This is a genomic window from Williamsia sp. Y712 (assembly GCF_059445525.1).
The window spans coordinates 110,654-125,698 of sequence record NZ_JCAIUN010000004.1 but is presented as its reverse complement, the minus strand read 5'-3'; the positions used below and the strand labels follow the sequence as shown (position 1 = coordinate 125,698).

Annotated in this window: 16 protein-coding genes; 7 read left to right on the top strand and 9 right to left on the bottom strand. The window is 63.7% G+C overall.

Translation table 11 applies throughout. The annotated features are described in order from the left end of the window. Positions 1-26: 26 nt before the first annotated feature. From AC1D75_RS23785 to AC1D75_RS23775, 3 genes are read left to right on the top strand one after another with little or no spacing between them, the layout of a single operon-like run. Positions 27-1,613, top strand: a complete 1,587-nt coding sequence (locus AC1D75_RS23785) for a class I adenylate-forming enzyme family protein (protein WP_495517809.1) — start codon at positions 27-29, stop codon at positions 1,611-1,613. Further along, the gene (locus AC1D75_RS23780; RefSeq protein WP_495517808.1) at positions 1,610-2,233 is read left to right on the top strand and encodes a TetR/AcrR family transcriptional regulator; all 624 of its coding nucleotides are present in this window, start codon (positions 1,610-1,612) and stop codon (positions 2,231-2,233) included. The genes AC1D75_RS23785 and AC1D75_RS23780 overlap by 4 nt, the downstream gene beginning before the upstream one ends. Beyond that, the gene (locus tag AC1D75_RS23775) at positions 2,230-3,342 is read left to right on the top strand and encodes a CaiB/BaiF CoA transferase family protein (RefSeq protein WP_495517807.1); all 1,113 of its coding nucleotides are present in this window, start codon (positions 2,230-2,232) and stop codon (positions 3,340-3,342) included. Before AC1D75_RS23780 ends, AC1D75_RS23775 begins: the two co-directional genes overlap by 4 nt. Before the next feature lie 20 nt (positions 3,343-3,362). On the opposite strand, the gene AC1D75_RS23770 is transcribed toward AC1D75_RS23775, so the two are convergent. Continuing rightward, on the bottom strand, positions 3,363-4,259 hold the full coding sequence (locus tag AC1D75_RS23770) for a hydroxymethylglutaryl-CoA lyase (RefSeq protein WP_495517806.1): 897 nt from the start codon (positions 4,257-4,259) through the stop codon (positions 3,363-3,365). Positions 4,260-4,387: 128 nt separating this feature from the next. On the opposite strand from AC1D75_RS23770, the gene AC1D75_RS23765 reads away from it, so the two are divergent. Genes AC1D75_RS23765 through AC1D75_RS23755 form a run of 3 tightly spaced genes read left to right on the top strand, consistent with a single transcriptional unit; the run spans position 4,388 to position 6,571 of the window. Next, on the top strand, positions 4,388-5,032 hold the full coding sequence (locus AC1D75_RS23765) for a GntR family transcriptional regulator (RefSeq protein WP_495517805.1): 645 nt from the start codon (positions 4,388-4,390) through the stop codon (positions 5,030-5,032). Positions 5,033-5,084: 52 nt separating this feature from the next. Continuing rightward, positions 5,085-5,252 carry a hypothetical protein gene (locus tag AC1D75_RS23760; protein WP_495517804.1) on the top strand — a complete coding sequence of 56 codons (168 nt, stop codon included), beginning with the start codon at positions 5,085-5,087 and terminating at the stop codon, positions 5,250-5,252. A gap of 26 nt (positions 5,253-5,278) precedes the next feature. Further along, positions 5,279-6,571: a DUF222 domain-containing protein gene (locus AC1D75_RS23755; protein ID WP_495517803.1), complete on the top strand. Its 1,293-nt coding sequence runs from the start codon at positions 5,279-5,281 to the stop codon at positions 6,569-6,571. Positions 6,572-6,952: 381 nt separating this feature from the next. Here AC1D75_RS23755 and pucL read toward each other — a convergent pair whose 3' ends face one another. From pucL to uraD, 3 genes are all read right to left on the bottom strand, one after another. After that, positions 6,953-7,894 carry a factor-independent urate hydroxylase gene (pucL, locus tag AC1D75_RS23750; protein ID WP_495517802.1) on the bottom strand — a complete coding sequence of 314 codons (942 nt, stop codon included), beginning with the start codon at positions 7,892-7,894 and terminating at the stop codon, positions 6,953-6,955. A gap of 24 nt (positions 7,895-7,918) precedes the next feature. Then, entirely contained in the window at positions 7,919-8,245 is a 327-nt protein-coding gene (uraH, locus tag AC1D75_RS23745) for a hydroxyisourate hydrolase (protein ID WP_495517801.1), read from the bottom strand. 61 nt (positions 8,246-8,306) lie between these two features. Then, complete coding sequence (uraD, locus tag AC1D75_RS23740; protein ID WP_495517800.1) at positions 8,307-8,846, bottom strand: 2-oxo-4-hydroxy-4-carboxy-5-ureidoimidazoline decarboxylase; 540 nt, start codon at positions 8,844-8,846, stop codon at positions 8,307-8,309. Between the two features lie 269 nt (positions 8,847-9,115). Here uraD and AC1D75_RS23735 point away from each other — a divergent pair, with 269 nt between their 5' ends. Further along, complete coding sequence (locus AC1D75_RS23735; protein WP_495517799.1) at positions 9,116-9,697, top strand: nucleotidyltransferase family protein; 582 nt, start codon at positions 9,116-9,118, stop codon at positions 9,695-9,697. Between the two features lie 87 nt (positions 9,698-9,784). Here AC1D75_RS23735 and AC1D75_RS23730 read toward each other — a convergent pair whose 3' ends face one another. The 5 genes from AC1D75_RS23730 to AC1D75_RS23710 all read right to left on the bottom strand — a co-directional run bounded on the left by AC1D75_RS23730 (position 9,785) and on the right by AC1D75_RS23710 (position 15,021). Further along, positions 9,785-10,129, bottom strand: coding sequence for a hypothetical protein (locus AC1D75_RS23730; RefSeq protein WP_495518396.1), 345 nt, complete (start codon positions 10,127-10,129; stop codon positions 9,785-9,787). A 10-nt stretch (positions 10,130-10,139) separates the two neighbouring features. Next, the gene (locus tag AC1D75_RS23725) at positions 10,140-11,927 is read right to left on the bottom strand and encodes an acetyl/propionyl/methylcrotonyl-CoA carboxylase subunit alpha (protein ID WP_495517798.1); all 1,788 of its coding nucleotides are present in this window, start codon (positions 11,925-11,927) and stop codon (positions 10,140-10,142) included. A 225-nt stretch (positions 11,928-12,152) separates the two neighbouring features. Next, positions 12,153-13,703, bottom strand: a complete 1,551-nt coding sequence (locus AC1D75_RS23720; RefSeq protein ID WP_495517797.1) for a condensation domain-containing protein — start codon at positions 13,701-13,703, stop codon at positions 12,153-12,155. After that, complete coding sequence (locus AC1D75_RS23715; RefSeq protein WP_495517796.1) at positions 13,700-14,128, bottom strand: SufE family protein; 429 nt, start codon at positions 14,126-14,128, stop codon at positions 13,700-13,702. The genes AC1D75_RS23720 and AC1D75_RS23715 overlap by 4 nt, the downstream gene beginning before the upstream one ends. Continuing rightward, complete coding sequence (locus AC1D75_RS23710; RefSeq protein WP_495517795.1) at positions 14,125-15,021, bottom strand: sulfurtransferase; 897 nt, start codon at positions 15,019-15,021, stop codon at positions 14,125-14,127. The genes AC1D75_RS23715 and AC1D75_RS23710 overlap by 4 nt, the downstream gene beginning before the upstream one ends. Positions 15,022-15,045: the final 24 nt, after the last annotated feature.

Sequence of the window (15,045 nt, the reverse complement as noted above, 5' to 3'; positions counted from 1 at the left end):
GCCAGATCATGGAGTACTGAAAAACAATGTCTTTGAACACGATTGCCTCGAGCCCACTAGGCCGGGCCACGCTCGGTGACCAGCTCCGCCGCCACGCCCGGACCCAGGGTGGCAAGCCGGCATTCATCAGCTACAACGTCGCCGGTGATCGCCATGTCTGCACCTACGCCGAGCTCAACGAACGGGCGAACCGCTGTGCCAACACACTGCGCGGCATGGGTGTGGGTAGAGGCGATCGTATTGCCGTGATGGCACGCAACCACGTCGACACCGTGGTTGCGTATTACGGCGCGCTCAAGATAGGTGCCTCGTACTCCGGTATCAACGTGATGTTCGGTACGGCCGAAGTCGCGCAGCAGCTTTCGCACCTGGAGCCGTCGGTGGTCCTCGTCGGCGCCGAGTTCACGCATGTGGTGGACGACGTGCGGGACAGCGCGCCTGTCGGTCACCACGTGGTGTTCGGCGGAACCGACGTCGCGGGATGGAAGTCGTTTGACGCATTGCTGGCAGCAGCGTCATCGGACGAACCGGACTGTGAGGTCGATGAACACGACCTGGCGATGATCGTCTACACCAGCGGCACCGAGGCGGCGCCCAAGGGCGTCATGATCACGCACCGCAACTACCTGATCTCCACCGGTCCGGCATGGAGCTGGGGTCTGCGTACTCAGCCGGACGACATCTGGCTGTATGTCATGCCTTTTCACACCATCGCAGGCATCGGATCGATGACCACACTGACGATGATGGGTGCAACCCTCGTGCTGCCCGCGACCACCGCTGCGGGCGCGTCGTTGTCGATGATCCGGGACGAGAAGATCACGGTCCTGGCCCAGACGCCGACCTTCTACATCGGTCTGTCCGGACATTCAGATTTCGGTCCGGAGACCGTGCGAACAGTGCAGCGCTGCATGACCTATGGCGGTCAGGTGTCGCCGCATGCGATCACGGCGTGGGCGGATGCGGCGCCGGGCGTCACCTGGGGCACGTACTGGGGCCAGTCCGAGCTGTCGCAGCTGGGCAGCGTGGGATGGTTCCACACACTCGATGACATCCCGGACGCCGATCCCACATGGATCGGAAAGCCTGTTGCGCATCTGGAGGTCGAAGTTATCGACGCCGAAGGGAATCCGGCGGAATCCGGTGAGCTGATCTGCCGTTCGCCGTCGGTGATGTCGGGGTATTTCAAAGACCCCGAACGGACTGCGCAGGTCATCCGGGACGGATGGGTGCACACCGGCGACATCGTGCGACGCGATGACGGCGGCAACCTGTTCTTCCTCGACCGCAGCAAAGACATGATAAAAACCGGTGGCATGAACGTGTCTTCCCAAGAAGTCGAGCGCGCCCTGCAGAGTCATCCCGACGTGGTGCGCGCCGCAGTGGTCGGCTTGCCCGACGACTATTGGTCCGAGGTTGTCACCGGCTTTGTCGTCCTGCGGGAGGAGTCGACGCTCGACGCCGACTCGCTCATGGCGCACTGTAAGCAGTCGATCGCAAGCTACAAGACCCCCAAGAAGATTCATGCACTGACCGAATTACCGGTCGACCCTCAGGGGAAGGTGCTCAAACGCGAACTTCGTCGCCTCTATGCCGAGGCGAGCTCCCGGTGACGGCGCAGCAGGCGCCGGCGGCGAATGGGCGGGGTGCGGGGCGTCGCGCCGAGATCGTCTCGGCCGCAGCGGATTTCTTTGCCAAGCAGGGCTATCACACGGTTGGCATGCGGGAGATCGGCGAAGCGGTGGGTATCCGTGGCGCGAGCCTGTACAACCACTTCGCCAGCAAAGAAGAGATCATGTACGCCATCGCGCTCCGCATGACACGCGACCTTCAAGACCTGCACATGCCACTCTTGGACGCTGCGGGAACTCCGAAGGAGCGCCTGTCGAACCTGATGCATGCACATATCCGGAGTCTGGCCGAGCATCAGACCGAGCATCTGGTGAGTCTGCGTGAGCAGACAGCGCTCACACCCGAACATCTGGCGGAGATCACCGATATCCGTAAGTACTACCAGCGACGGGTGCGCGACGTGATCGCCGCCGGTGTTGCTGCCGGGGAGTTCCATACCGCCAATCCTCATCAGGCGGCGGTGGCGATCCTGGACATGATGAACGGCATCAGCTGGTGGCTGCACGCCGGTCAGGACGTTGGCGCCCTTGCCGATACGTACACCTCGTATGCGATCGACGGTGTGCTGCAGAGCGGCTTACCCGATAGGAGTGACCGATGACGGGACCGCTGACCGGTATCCGAGTGGTCGAGATGGCCGGTATCGGTCCGGTACCCCACGCAGCGATGATCCTGGCTGATCTGGGTGCCGACGTGGTCCGCGTCGACCGCCGGGCCAAGGCGGCAGCAGCAGACGGTGTCGCCGACGCGGATCGAGCGATGTGGCGGGGCCGCGCACTGGTCACCGCAGACCTCAAGGATGAGATCGACCGGAACCACGTACTCGACCTGATCGCCTCTGCGGACGTGTTGCTCGAAGGCTTCCGCCCCGGCGTCATGGAACGTCTGGGTCTGGGTCCGGACAACTGTCACGAACGCAACCCGCAACTGGTGTACGGCCGGATGACCGGCTGGGGACAAACCGGACCGCTGGCACAGACCGCGGGCCACGACATCAACTATTTGGCACTGACCGGTGTACTCGGTGCGATGGGCCCGGCCGACGGCCCACCCGTGCCGCCGTTGAGCATGGTTGCCGACTTCGGCGGCGGATCGATGCTGCTGGTGGTCGGAGTTCTCAGTGCCCTGTGGAATCGGGACAGCGACCGGGCAGGCACCGGAGGAGGAGGACAGGTCGTCGATGCCGCCATGGCGGACGGCGCCAATCTGTTGTCGCAGCTCCTCTGGTCGTGGCGGGCCGCAGGCCGGTGGTCCGATGACCGTGGCACCAACCTGCTGGACGGATCGGCCCCGTTCTACCGCACGTATGAATGCTCGGATGGCGGCTACGTGGCGGTCGGATCGATTGAACCGCCGTTCTATTCGCAACTGGTGCGCGGCCTCGGACTGACCGAGGCCGACCTACCTGACCGCTGGGACAAGGAGCAGTGGCCGGTACTGGTCAAGACTTTCCAGGACGTGTTCGCCTCGCGTTCCCGGGATGCGTGGACCACGGTTTTTGTCGGCACCGATGCCTGTGTGACACCGGTTCTGGCCTTTGGTGAGGTTGCTGCGCACCCACAGATGGCCGACCGGGACGCCATCATTGTGGTCGACGGTGTGGTCCAGCCGGCGCCCGCACCACGCTTTTCCCGCACAGCCGTACCGGTGCCGGCGTCATCGACCGAACTCTCCTTGGGAGACGCGATCCGGAACTGGTCTGGGCGCTGACCGGCGGGCTGCGTTGATGATCAGCGAGCCGGAAAATTGCCTGCCCGGCTGAGTTGCCCTGACACGTCCTTCGAGAGCTGACCGCCGAGCCACACGGCCGTCTCGGCCAGGGATTCGAGCTTGACGCCGGTCGTGACGCCGGATCGGTCGAGTGCGTAGATGAGGTCTTCAGAGGCGATGTTGCCGGTGGCGGCAGGGGCGAACGGGCACCCACCGAAGCCGCCGATACTCGCGTCGAGGGCGCTGGCGCCGAGGTCGAGCGCGGTCAAGGCGTTGGCGTATCCGGTGTTGCGGGTGTTGTGAAAGTGCCAGCGCAGCGCCACATCTGGTGCGTTGCGGGCAGCGCCGGCGGCGAGTTTGCGAACCTGGGCGGGTACCCCGACACCGATCGTGTCGGCCAGTGCGATCTCGTCCGGGCCTGCCTGAGCCACCCGTCCGATCAGCTCGGTGACCCACGCGGGATCGACGTCGCCGGAAAAAGGACACCCGAACGCGGCGGCGATGGTCACAGTCGTGCGCAAGCCTGCTGCCTTCGCTGCGGCAGCGATGTCGCTCCACGCCGAAACACCCTCGGCAACAGTGCAACCCTGGTTCCTGGTGCTGAACTCGTCGGTTGCGACCACCACCACATTGACCTCGTCGACCCCGGTTGTCAGTGCGCGCTCCAGCCCACGTCGATTGAGGACGAGTCCGATATACGACACCCCGTCGACGCGGGGGACCTGGGCCATCACCTCTTCGGCACCGGCCATCTGGGGGACCCTGGCCGGATTGACAAAGCTCACGGCTTCGACACGTTTCACCCCGGCCGCGACACTTCGGTTGATCAGTTCAACCTTCGAGTCGACCGACAACACCGTCTTCTCGTTCTGCAGGCCATCGCGGGGACTGACCTCGACCAGTTGCACCGTATCCATCCGTCCATAGTGCACGTAGCCGAGGTTGTATGCACACGCTCGACGCGTAACCTGGTCGCCGGGGGCGGGAGACAAGACAAACTATGACACTCCGCCTAGATTGTGAACAACAATTGAGGGAGGTCCACGTGACCCGAGCGGTCGACAAGGTGTACGCGCATATCCGGGAGGGAATCTTCGACGGGAGATATCTTCCCGGTGCGCGATTGGGGGAGGTCGAACTCGCGGACGTGACCGGCGCGAGTCGTACGCCGGTCCGGGAGGCGCTGCGACAACTCGAGATGGAAGGCCTCGTCGAGGTCTTGCCGCATCGCGGCGCCCGGGTCTACGACTGGACGGCAGACGACGTCGAAGAGATCTACGACCTGCGAATGGTGCTCGAGGCGATGGCCGCATCGCGGGCCGCTGAGCGGATCGGAGCCACCGAACTGGACCGGTTGGCGGAGCTGTGCGATCTGATGGACTCCGCACTCGCCGATGAGCGGGTCGAGTTGGTCGCCCAGTGCAACGACGAGTTCCACTCGATCGTGCGGATCGCGGCGGCGAGCTCGCGATTGACAACGATGTTGGGCAACGTCATTCAGGTCTCACTGGTGATGCGCACCTTCCAGCGTTACGACCCGGAAGAACTGTCGCGCAGCTTTGCGCACCACCGTGACCTCGTCGCCGCCCTACGCAATCGTGACGCGCTCTGGGCCGAATCGGTGATGAAAGCGCACGTCCGCGCGGCCAAAGCTGTTCTGTTGCGGGAGTTGTCGCCCGAGGTGGGGTAGCCGCGTCTGGCGTTGGAATCGCTTGTCGTACCCCCCGTCTAGTCTCAAATGTATGTTCGAGGGGGAGATCGAAGATGCAGGTGGGGACGATGAAATCGGGCCTGTCGAGTCGCTGGGTGTGAATGAGTTGTTGCGTAACACCGAGCTTGCGATGGTTCAGCAGTCGCGGATGGAGTGGAGCGGTATGCCGCTGCGGCGATGCTGCACCGACATTTGGTAGAGCCGACTGCTGGGTCTGAGGCGGAGATGCGGGCGCTTGATCCGTTCGCGCAGTGTGCGGCGAGATTGTCTGCGGCACAGGGATTGACGCAGCGGACCGCGGAGCTGCAGATCAATCGCGGGGTGGCGTTGCGCGATCGTCTGCCTGCGGTGAATGCGTTGTTGAAGGTCGGTCGCATCGCCGCGCACCATATCCCTGACATCATCGCCCGCACCGAACTGATCGAAGGCTCGGCCCACATGGCCGATATCGATCGCGGCATCGCCGAAGCACTGGGCCGGCGGGGTTCGTGGTCCAAGGGCCGGATGCGAGACATGGTCGATGCCATCATCTTTCGTCGGGACCCGGACTTGGTGCGTAAGAACCGTGAGGATGCGAAGAACAATCGCGGGGTGTGGGCGAACAACACTGACCACGGGATGGCGGTGCTGGATGCGCATTCCACGGCTGAGGAATTGACGTTGATCATGGCGCGGCTGGAAAAGTTGGCGATGGCCACGTGTAAGGCTGATCCGCGAAAGAAGTCTGATCGGATGGCCGATGCGTTGTTCGCCACGGTGATGGGTCGCGAATTCCGTTGTGAATGCCCGAACGACCCGAAACATCCTTGTACCGCTGAGATTGTCACTGTTCCTGCGGGTCAGGTGGTCTCGGGTGTGGATGTGAAGATCGTGCTGCATGTGATCACTGATCAGGTCACCCTCGATGGTCGCGCTGAGAATCCGGGGTTCATGGATGGCCACGGTGTGATCTCCGGTGATCATATTCGTGACATCGCTGCCCGCCCGGAAACTGTGCAGCGGCCGATGGGCAACAAACCTGCACCTGCTCCGTCTGAGCCGGCACAGCCTCAGTCTGAGGCAGACTCGGCACCCGCGCAGTTCGAACCTGTGCAGCCTGAACCCGAGCGGCCCGAACAAAAGACGCCGAAGCCGAAGCGGCCGAAGATATACATGCGCGGACCGCAGAACCCACCAGCCGACAACCTCCCCGATGGCGGCGACGACAATGCGATCGCAGCGCCGTTCCCGCAGGTGATTCCGCTGCCGACCACCCAACCGGGTGACCAGTACCGTCCGTCAGTCGTCTTGGATACCTACCTCCGGATCCGGGATGTCTACTGCATGTGGCCCGGCTGTGAACACAAGGCCTGGGGAGCCGACCTTGACCACACCTGCGAGTACAACCACAACGAACCCCGATACTGGTGGTTGCACCCGTCCGTCAGAGATGAAGACGCTGTGCCGTTTTCACCGTCTGTTGAAGACGTACTGCGCGGAGACGAAGCGAAGCGGAGCTCGACCAATCGACTGGCTTGATGATCAGTACCCTGACCCACGTACCGGGCGGACCCGGTTGATCTTCACCACACCCGAACGCCGCAACTATCACGGTCCGGGGTGGACCGGCGACGATTTGTTCCCGACGTTGCGGTTGATCGTCTTCGACAACCAACGCGGCTCACCAGGCCGGCCACCACCAAGACCGTCGCCATCGCGCCCGCAGCACACCGACCGCCAACAGTCGCGTACCGCTGCCAAACATGCACGCCGCCAACAAGAACGACTCGCCAATCGTCGGCAGCGCGAACTAGCAGAGCAACTCAACCGGGAACGTCGCGAAGAGCGGGGGAGGAACGAACCGCCACCGACATACTGAGGATGGGAACAGCCTGGCGATTCGGTGGCCCATGTGGTCGGCTAGGCGAGCCAGGTGCGCTGGGGTGTCCAGGACGGTCCGGCGTCGGGTGCGTCGTCGCGGGTGACCGTGGCCTGGATCAGGCCATAGGGCCGGTCGTCGGCGTTGAACACCTCGTTGTTGTTCTCCAGACCGAACTTGGAGAGGTCATAGACGAAGTGGTGGATGTTCGGTGCCGACAATTTCACCTCGGCGATGTAATCGAAGGCCTCCAGGATCCCTGTGCCGATCTGAAACAGCGTCTGTTGCAAGGCCAATGAATGCACGGTGGCGAACTTCTCGATGATGATCTGCCTGATCGCGGGGTACACGGCCTCCCAGTCGACGTAGTCGTAGGGTCCGGCTCCGCCTTCGGCTTCGTGTCCGGCCGTGAAGCGCCACTTTGCGACCAAGGACGTCGACATCACGCGATCGTTGGTGGGCTCCAGGACCGTGTATTCGTCTTCGAGGAAGTCGTGGAACTCCGAGCCGGTCGACTTGAGGACCACCAGGTCCTTCAAACCGCCTATGACCCAGGTCTTTTGATCGTCACCCTTGCCTTCGACGGTGATGTCCGCGGTGCGGACTTCCTGTCCTTTACGGACCCAGGTGTGATCGTGTTCGACACCGTTGACGACGGCGCGTTCCCAGCTGTATTCCTCGACCTCGATCCGCGCGCCGATCACCGGTTCGGTGTTGTCGACGAACCGTTGGGCCAGTGCGAGAGCGTACTTCTCGATGCTCTCGATGCCTTTTTCTTTCGCGTACGCGTAGGCGGTCTGCTTCTGGGTATCGGTGGGCAACACCTTGCGCTGGTCACCGTCGGTGTGGGCGGCCGCGAAATCACCGCGCAGTGAGGTCCCGACGTTGATGTCCTTGATCTCGTGGCGGGGTGAATCCCGGTAGATCCGAACAACCCGGTTCTCGGCTTTTCCGTATTGGTTTTCGCCAAGGATGATGCCCATGGGTCTGTGTCACTCTCTTTCGGATCAGCTACCCCGATAGGTGGAGTAGGCAAAAGGGCTGAGCAGCAACGGCACATGGTAGTGCCGCGAGATGTCGGTCACCGCGAATGCGATCGACACCTCCGGGTAGAAATGCTCAATGTGCCGGGCGGCGAACCATGTTCCGGTGTCGAACGTCAGTCGGTACGTGCCTGCGGCGAGATCATCGTCGGCGATCGACTGTATTCGGCCATCGGAATCGGTTGTTCCAGACGCTATCTTGACTCCATCGAATGTGCTGAGTGTGATGTCCACATCGGCCGCCGGTAACCCCGTGACCGCATCGAGCACGTGGGTACTCAAGCCGCTCACCTTGTCACTTCGATCGTCCTCATACTCCAGATCACTCCTACCTCGACCGTCGTGATTCTGATCACGAGGTGTACGCGTCTTCCTCGGTCGCGTACCGTACCGCTGGTTCCAGCATGGCGGTGAGCCGCCGCCGATTGATCTTCGACAACTCCATCCGCAGGACGCGCCGCTCGGTCTCCGGGCTGTTGCTCATCCGTTCTTTGAGTATTGCCAGCAGTTCTCCGGCCGGGCGGCCGTTGGCGAACACGAGATAGACATGTCCGAACCTGGCCTCGTACTCGGCGTTGCACGTCTTGAGTTCGTCGAGGATCTCCGCGTCCGCACCCACGACACCGGACTGCTCACCGGCCGACGAGGCGTTGTCGGTTTTGTCACCGATTCGGGGGTGTCCGTCGAGCGCCTCGTCGAGATCGGCCTCGGTGAGTTCGGCCAGGATCAGGTCAGCGCGGTCGAACAAGGCCTCTTCATCGACGTAAGGGCGTCCTGACGCCACCCGGAGCGCCCAGATCGTGGACGTGCAACATTGGTACAGGGCGTGAATTGCTTGACTCTGCCGCAAGTCGTTGAAGCTCTCCAGGCCCCGCCAGTCAACTCGTCGCAAGTTGTGACCTCCGTCTTTTGTCTATGACCTGTCTTTCCCTCATGTATCAGCCCAATACGTCTCGGATCGAACCGCGCCGACGTGATGGGGCCTGTCCACTGGCTTCAAGGCGTTGCGAAGTACCCATTCTGCCGCACGTCGACTGCTTGGGCGCAGCGATGAGTTCGGTTTCTCGGGGCAGTGGTGGTGCGGTGACGTGATCATGTGTGATGGAGCGGCGAGGGTTGTTGTCGTGTCGGCGTAGCTGGCGAGAGGGTGGGGTGAGTCGCGTGGGAGTGGGGCACGAGGAGCGAGCCGGGGTGCCGGTCGTGGTCGGTGTGCTGCTGGCAGCCGGCGCCGGGACCCGATACGGAATGCCGAAAGTACTTGCTGCAGAAGGGGAGTGGTTGCGCTCGGGTGTTCGCGCGCTGATAGACGGTGGGTGCGCGGAGGTACTGGTGACCGTGGGCGCCGCCGACCCGGATATGCCGCCGCAGGCCCGCGCCGTACGGGTGCCGCGATGGCAGATCGGGCTCAGTGAATCAGTGCGGGCCGGCCTGAATCGAGCCCGTGAACACGCGGGGTTGGCCGGAGTGGTTTTACATGTTGTTGACATCCCGGATGCGACCGCGGGGCAGGTCGCCCGGCTGTTGGCGGCGGCAGGCCCGACACCGGCCGCGCTGGCCCGCGCAACACACTCCGGGAAGGCCGGACATCCGGTGTACATCGGTGCCGATCACCTGGACGCCGTGCTTGATTCCCTGGCGGGCGATCGCGGTGCCGGACCGTACCTGGCCGGCCGCGACGACGTGATCGACGTCGACTGCAGCGACCTCGGTAGTGGCATCGACCACGACTATCCGGACTCCTGAGCCGGAAAGCACAAACCACACGGTGCGGTCATTTCCGGCAGTTGCAACTGCTGGAAATGACCGCACCGTGTGGTTTTGCGTGAAGTGCTAGTCCTTGATCGTGAAGCCGAGGGCACCTTCACCGAATCGGCGGACCACGACCTTGGCGGCCTCGAGCGGTACCTCGAAGCCGTCCCGGGCGAACCCGGTCAGCGTGGCGAAGTAGGTGTCGGCCTCGGGTTCGAGCGCGACCTCGGCGAGCATCTCACCGGTGGTCGGTTCGCAGACCGCCCAGGTGAACCGCGTTTCGTTCGCCCAGCCCCGCTCACACGATCGGACGTAATCGGGGTCGGTGACACCGGCCAGCGCCAAGGCCGGCCGGTCCGACACCCGGTCGTCATCGCGGTACGCGCGCAGGTACCACGCGCCCGCGTTGATCTCGACCGCTTCGATGGCTGCGGTCCTACTTGAGCTCGAACAGGACGGTGCCCTGCGTGACGGCTGCGCCTGCCTCGATGCTCAGGCCGGTGACAACGCCGTCCTTGTGGGCGGTAACGGGGTTTTCCATCTTCATGGCCTCGAGCACCACGACCAGCTCGCCTGCCGCGACTTCCTGACCTTCGACGACGGCGACCTTGACCACGGTGCCCTGCATCGGTGCGGTCACGGAATCACCGGAAGCGGCCGAAGCGCCACCCTTGGCGCGGGTACGCGACTTCGGCTTCTTCTTGACCGCGCCGTTGCCACCACCGTTGCCGATGGCCAGATCGCCCGGCAGGGAGACCTCCAGGCGGCGTCCACCGACCTCGACCACCACGGTCTTGCGGGGCTCGGTCTCGTCTTCTTCGATCGGCTGTGCGCCGGTGTAGGGCTCGATCTGGTTGTCCCAGTCGGTCTCGATCCACTTGGTGTAGATGTCGAAGCCCTGGCCGTCACCGATGAAGGCCGGGTTCGACACGATGTGGCGATGGAACGGCAGCACGGTGGCAAGGCCCTCGACCTGGAACTCGGCCAGCGCGCGGCGTGAACGCTCCAGGGCCTGCTCGCGGTTCTCGCCGGTCACGATCAGCTTGGCCAGCATCGAGTCGAACTGTCCGCCGATGACGTCGCCTTCGACCACACCGGAATCGACGCGCACGCCGGGGCCGGTCGGCTCCTTGTAGACGCTGATGGGTCCGGGGGCGGGCAGGAAGCCACGACCGGCATCTTCACCGTTGATGCGGAACTCGAACGAATGTCCGCGCGGGGTGGGATCTTCGGTGAACTCGAGCTTCTCACCGGCGGCGATGCGGAACTGCTGGCGAACGAGGTCGATGCCCGCGGTCTCCTCGGTGACTGGGTGCTCGACCTGCAGACGGGTGTTGACCTCGAGGAACGAGACCAGTCCGTCGTTGCCGACGAGGAACTCCACGGTGCCGGCACCGTAGTAGCCGGCTTCCTTGCAGATGGCCTTCGCCGAGGAGTGGATTCTTTCCCGCTGTTCTGCGGTCAGGAACGGGGCCGGTGCTTCTTCGACGAGCTTCTGGAAGCGGCGCTGCAGCGAGCAGTCGCGGGTTCCGGCGACGATGACGTTGCCGTGCTGGTCGGCGATGACCTGGGCCTCGACGTGGCGGGCCTTGTCGAGGTAGCGCTCGACGAAGCACTCGCCGCGACCGAAGGCCGAGATGGCCTCACGGGTGGCCGAGTCGAACAGTTCTGGGATCTCTTCGATCGTGTAGGCGACCTTCATGCCACGGCCACCGCCACCGAATGCGGCCTTGATGGCCACGGGGACGCCGTACTCCTTGGCGAAGGCGACGATCTCGTCGGCGTTCTTGACCGGGTCCTTGGTGCCCGGTGCCATCGGGGCGTCGGCCTTCAGCGCGATGTGGCGCGCGGTGACCTTGTCTCCGAGGTCGCGGATGGACTGCGGTGAGGGACCGATCCAGGTGAGCCCGGCGTCGATGACGGCCTGGGCGAACTCGGCGTTTTCGGACAGGAATCCGTAGCCGGGATGAATCGCGTCGGCGCCGGACTTCTTCGCGGCGTCGAGGATCTTGTCGAACACGAGGTACGACTCGGCCGATGTCTGTCCACCGAGGGCGAACGCCTCGTCGGCAAGCTTCACGAAGAGAGCATCCGCATCGGGTTCTGCGTACACCGCAACGCTGGTCAGTCCGGCGTCTTTCGCGGCGCGGATGACGCGGACCGCGATTTCACCGCGGTTGGCGATGAGGACTTTCGTGAGTGCTGTGCTGGCGTGACTTGGCACTGGATCTCCTGTCGGGCGCTGGTGTCTGCGCGTTGGTGACACTGTGGTGGATATCGATGTTGGATATCGACGTCTTGTGGTGTGGCGCACTGGTCCATCGGTGGATGGACGACAGCACTCCAGTGGAGTCTAAGCACCTCGGCGATCGGTCTCGACTCCAACCCACAGATCGCTCGTTCGGTCCGGTTTAGCTACTCACGGGTAACCGAGAAGGTGGTTGTTCGTTCACGTTTCCCTACTCGCGGGTAAGGATCCGAAAGTGCTCTGATCACCGATCTGCTTGAGAAAGTCGCCGAACCGCGACAGATACCGGCCGACCTGGCTGTGGGTAGGTCCATGCGACGGAAAGCGGGCCGAGATACGCAGCCCAGAGGCCGTCCGGTTGATCCAGATGTAGACCTCGTCGCTGGAATAGTTGTGGCTGCGCAGAACTCGTGCCCGACCGGCATCGGCCTCGGCGTGTCCGGGTGCAAATCTCAGGTCGATGAACGACACCACGAACTTCGGCTCCGGGAAATCGACATTGGCCGATGATTCCACCGAGCTCCGCTGCGCTTCTTCTCTGGCTGCTTGAGTCGAGATCCGCTGCGCCTGTTCTCTTTTCACCTCCATGAGGATCTCGCCGACCCGAAGGAAAGGGAGGTTGGCCGCCTTGCGGACACGGCGCATCTCGTCGGAGGCCCGCCCGATCAGCTGACCGAAATCGGACACCCCGGTCGTGTCGAGGCGGAAGGGAACAGTTGCCACAAACCAGCCGAGCGCGCCGAACCACTGCTGGTCGCCGCGGGTGTGCCGGGGAATCACACAGCGCAGCACCGGGCCGCCGCCGAGTTCGGCATAGACCGCCGCGAGCGCCGCGAGCACACCCGACATCAACGAACCGCCGGCTGCCGAACACACGGCGGTGAACCGGTTCGTCTGCTCGTCATCGAGCAGGGCTCCGGTCAGCGAGCCCTGAGGCACCAGATCCGGGATCGGGTGCACCGAAGCCGGCCGGTCGTCGGTGCCTGCCTCTTCGGCTTCTTCGGGTTGGTCAGCCAATTCGAAGGCGGGCAGTGTGCCGCCGGTGTCGCGGAGGAAATCGGCCCAGACCGCGACGGCTTCGTGGTCGACACCGGCGGCGTCGGCCTCGCGTCGCTCATAGGCGCTGAAGTCGACGTAAGAACCCACTGCGGGCAGCGCATGGTCGGAACGGCGCCGCGCGGCGGAGTAGAGCGCGATCAGTTCGTGTTGCGCCATGATCAGCGAGTAGCCGTCGACCAGCGAATGGTCACCGGCGAACAACAGCGTGAACGATTTCTCCCGGGCGACCGTGGCAAAAATGTAGGCAGGCCACTGCAGGGGTGCGGTGGCCCGGTCGAAAGTGCCTGCCAGCTGGTCGAGCAAGGGTGCCGACTCCGAATACCAGCCGACGCGGCCCATCTTGAGCTTCACCGTTCCCGGTCCGGTGGTCAGCCTGGCCAGGTGGTCGCTCCAGATCACCACATGACTGCGGAGGACCTCGTGGCGGTCTATCCACATCGTGAGCGCGGCGCGGATGGCCGGGATCGACAGCGGTTCGTCGAACTCGATCGCCAGACCCAGCCAGGACTCACGGCCGCCTTCGCGGTGGGTCCGGAGCCGGTGCTCGAACGCGCCGCGCAGATGGAGTTCATGATTGTGCGAGGTAGGACGCGAATCCGCGGTCCAATGGGCCATCCCGCCCTCGGTGTAGGGGCTCCACTCGACCAGCCCGCCCGGTTCGACGGGCTGGTCCATCATCTGGATGAACTTCATGACCTCATGGATCGGGCGGGAGGGCCCAGATGCGCTTTGATCCGGGTGAGCATGGCGGACATGCCCCGCAATCGCAGCGGACTGATGGCCGAGTCGAGCCCGAGCCGCGTATAGAAATCGACCGGAATCGCGAGGATTTCTTCCGAGCTGGCACCGTTGAGTCCCTGATACAGGATGGACGCGAATCCACGGGTGGTCGGCGCCTGCGGCGGAGCGCTGAAGAACAACTTCACCGAATCCGGGTTGCTGTTGTCCACCGAGAGGAACAGCGGTGACTGGCATTCGGGTACCGGTTCCATCGCGGCCTCGGCGAGATCCTCGGGTAGCTCGGGGAGCTCGTCCGAGAACTCGAGGAGGAGCTGGATCTTCTCCGAATCCGACAGTGCGGCGAAATCGTCGACGATTTCGTCGAGCGCCGCGGTCATCTCTGGCTGCTTTGGGTGCCCGGTTCGGAACCGGTCACGATGGGGGCCCGAACGGCGTTGCCCCATTCGGTCCACGATCCGTCGTAGTTGCGGACCTTGGTGAATCCGAGCAGGTGGGTCAGCACAAACCAGGTGTGGGACGACCGCTCACCGATCCGGCAGTAGGCGATCGTCGCAATGTCGGCGTCGAGGTCGGCGTAGACCTCGTCGAGTTCGGCGCGCGATTTGAACCGGCCGTCGGCAGCGGCGGCCTTGGCCCACGGGATCGACAGCGCGGTGGGGATGTGGCCCCCGCGAAGTGCACCTTCCTGCGGGTACTCGGGCATATGGGTGCGCTCGCCCGTGTACTCCTGCGGCGACCGGACATCGATCAGGGGTTCGGTGCCGATGACACCGTGGACCTCCGCGGCGAACGCTCGGATGACAGAGTCGTCGCGGGTGACAACCGGGTAGTCGGATTCGGGGTACGACGGCACATCGAAGGTGATGTCGCGGTCCTCGGCGAACCAGGCGTCGCGGCCACCGTCGAGTAGCCGGACGTCCTCGTGCCCGAAGAGGGTGAACACCCAGAGCGCGTAGGCGGCCCACCAGTTGCTCTTGTCTCCATAGATGACGACGGTGTCGTCACGCCGAATGCCCTTGCTGCGCATCAGTTCTGCGAACTGCTCACCTGAGATGTAGTCGCGGACGACCGGGTCGTTGAGGTGAAGATGCCAGTCGACCTTCTGTGCGGTCGGGATGTGTCCGATGTCGAACAGCAATACATCTTCGTCTGATTCGATGATCTTCAGTCCATCGGTCCCCAGGTGAGCGCTGAGCCATTCGGTGCTCACCAGGCGCTCGGGGTGTACGTACTCGGCGAAGCCGGGGTTGTTGTCGGTCTCGACGGTCACTGTGTCTCTCCAGACGATCGCTGC

Bases quoted from the DNA above. Each gene is read 5' to 3' on its own strand.
- AC1D75_RS23785 (WP_495517809.1), top strand. From the start codon at position 27: ATGTCTTTGAACACGATTGCCTCGAGCCCACTAGGCCGGGCCACGCTC.
- AC1D75_RS23775 (WP_495517807.1), top strand. From the start codon at position 2,230: ATGACGGGACCGCTGACCGGTATCCGAGTGGTCGAGATGGCCGGTATC.
- AC1D75_RS23770 (WP_495517806.1), bottom strand. From the start codon at position 4,259: ATGGATACGGTGCAACTGGTCGAGGTCAGTCCCCGCGATGGCCTGCAG.
- AC1D75_RS23760 (WP_495517804.1), top strand. From the start codon at position 5,085: ATGTTCGAGGGGGAGATCGAAGATGCAGGTGGGGACGATGAAATCGGG.
- AC1D75_RS23755 (WP_495517803.1), top strand. From the start codon at position 5,279: ATGCGGGCGCTTGATCCGTTCGCGCAGTGTGCGGCGAGATTGTCTGCG.
- pucL (WP_495517802.1), bottom strand. From the start codon at position 7,894: ATGGGCATCATCCTTGGCGAAAACCAATACGGAAAAGCCGAGAACCGG.
- AC1D75_RS23720 (WP_495517797.1), bottom strand. From the start codon at position 13,703: ATGAAGTTCATCCAGATGATGGACCAGCCCGTCGAACCGGGCGGGCTG.
- AC1D75_RS23715 (WP_495517796.1), bottom strand. From the start codon at position 14,128: ATGACCGCGGCGCTCGACGAAATCGTCGACGATTTCGCCGCACTGTCG.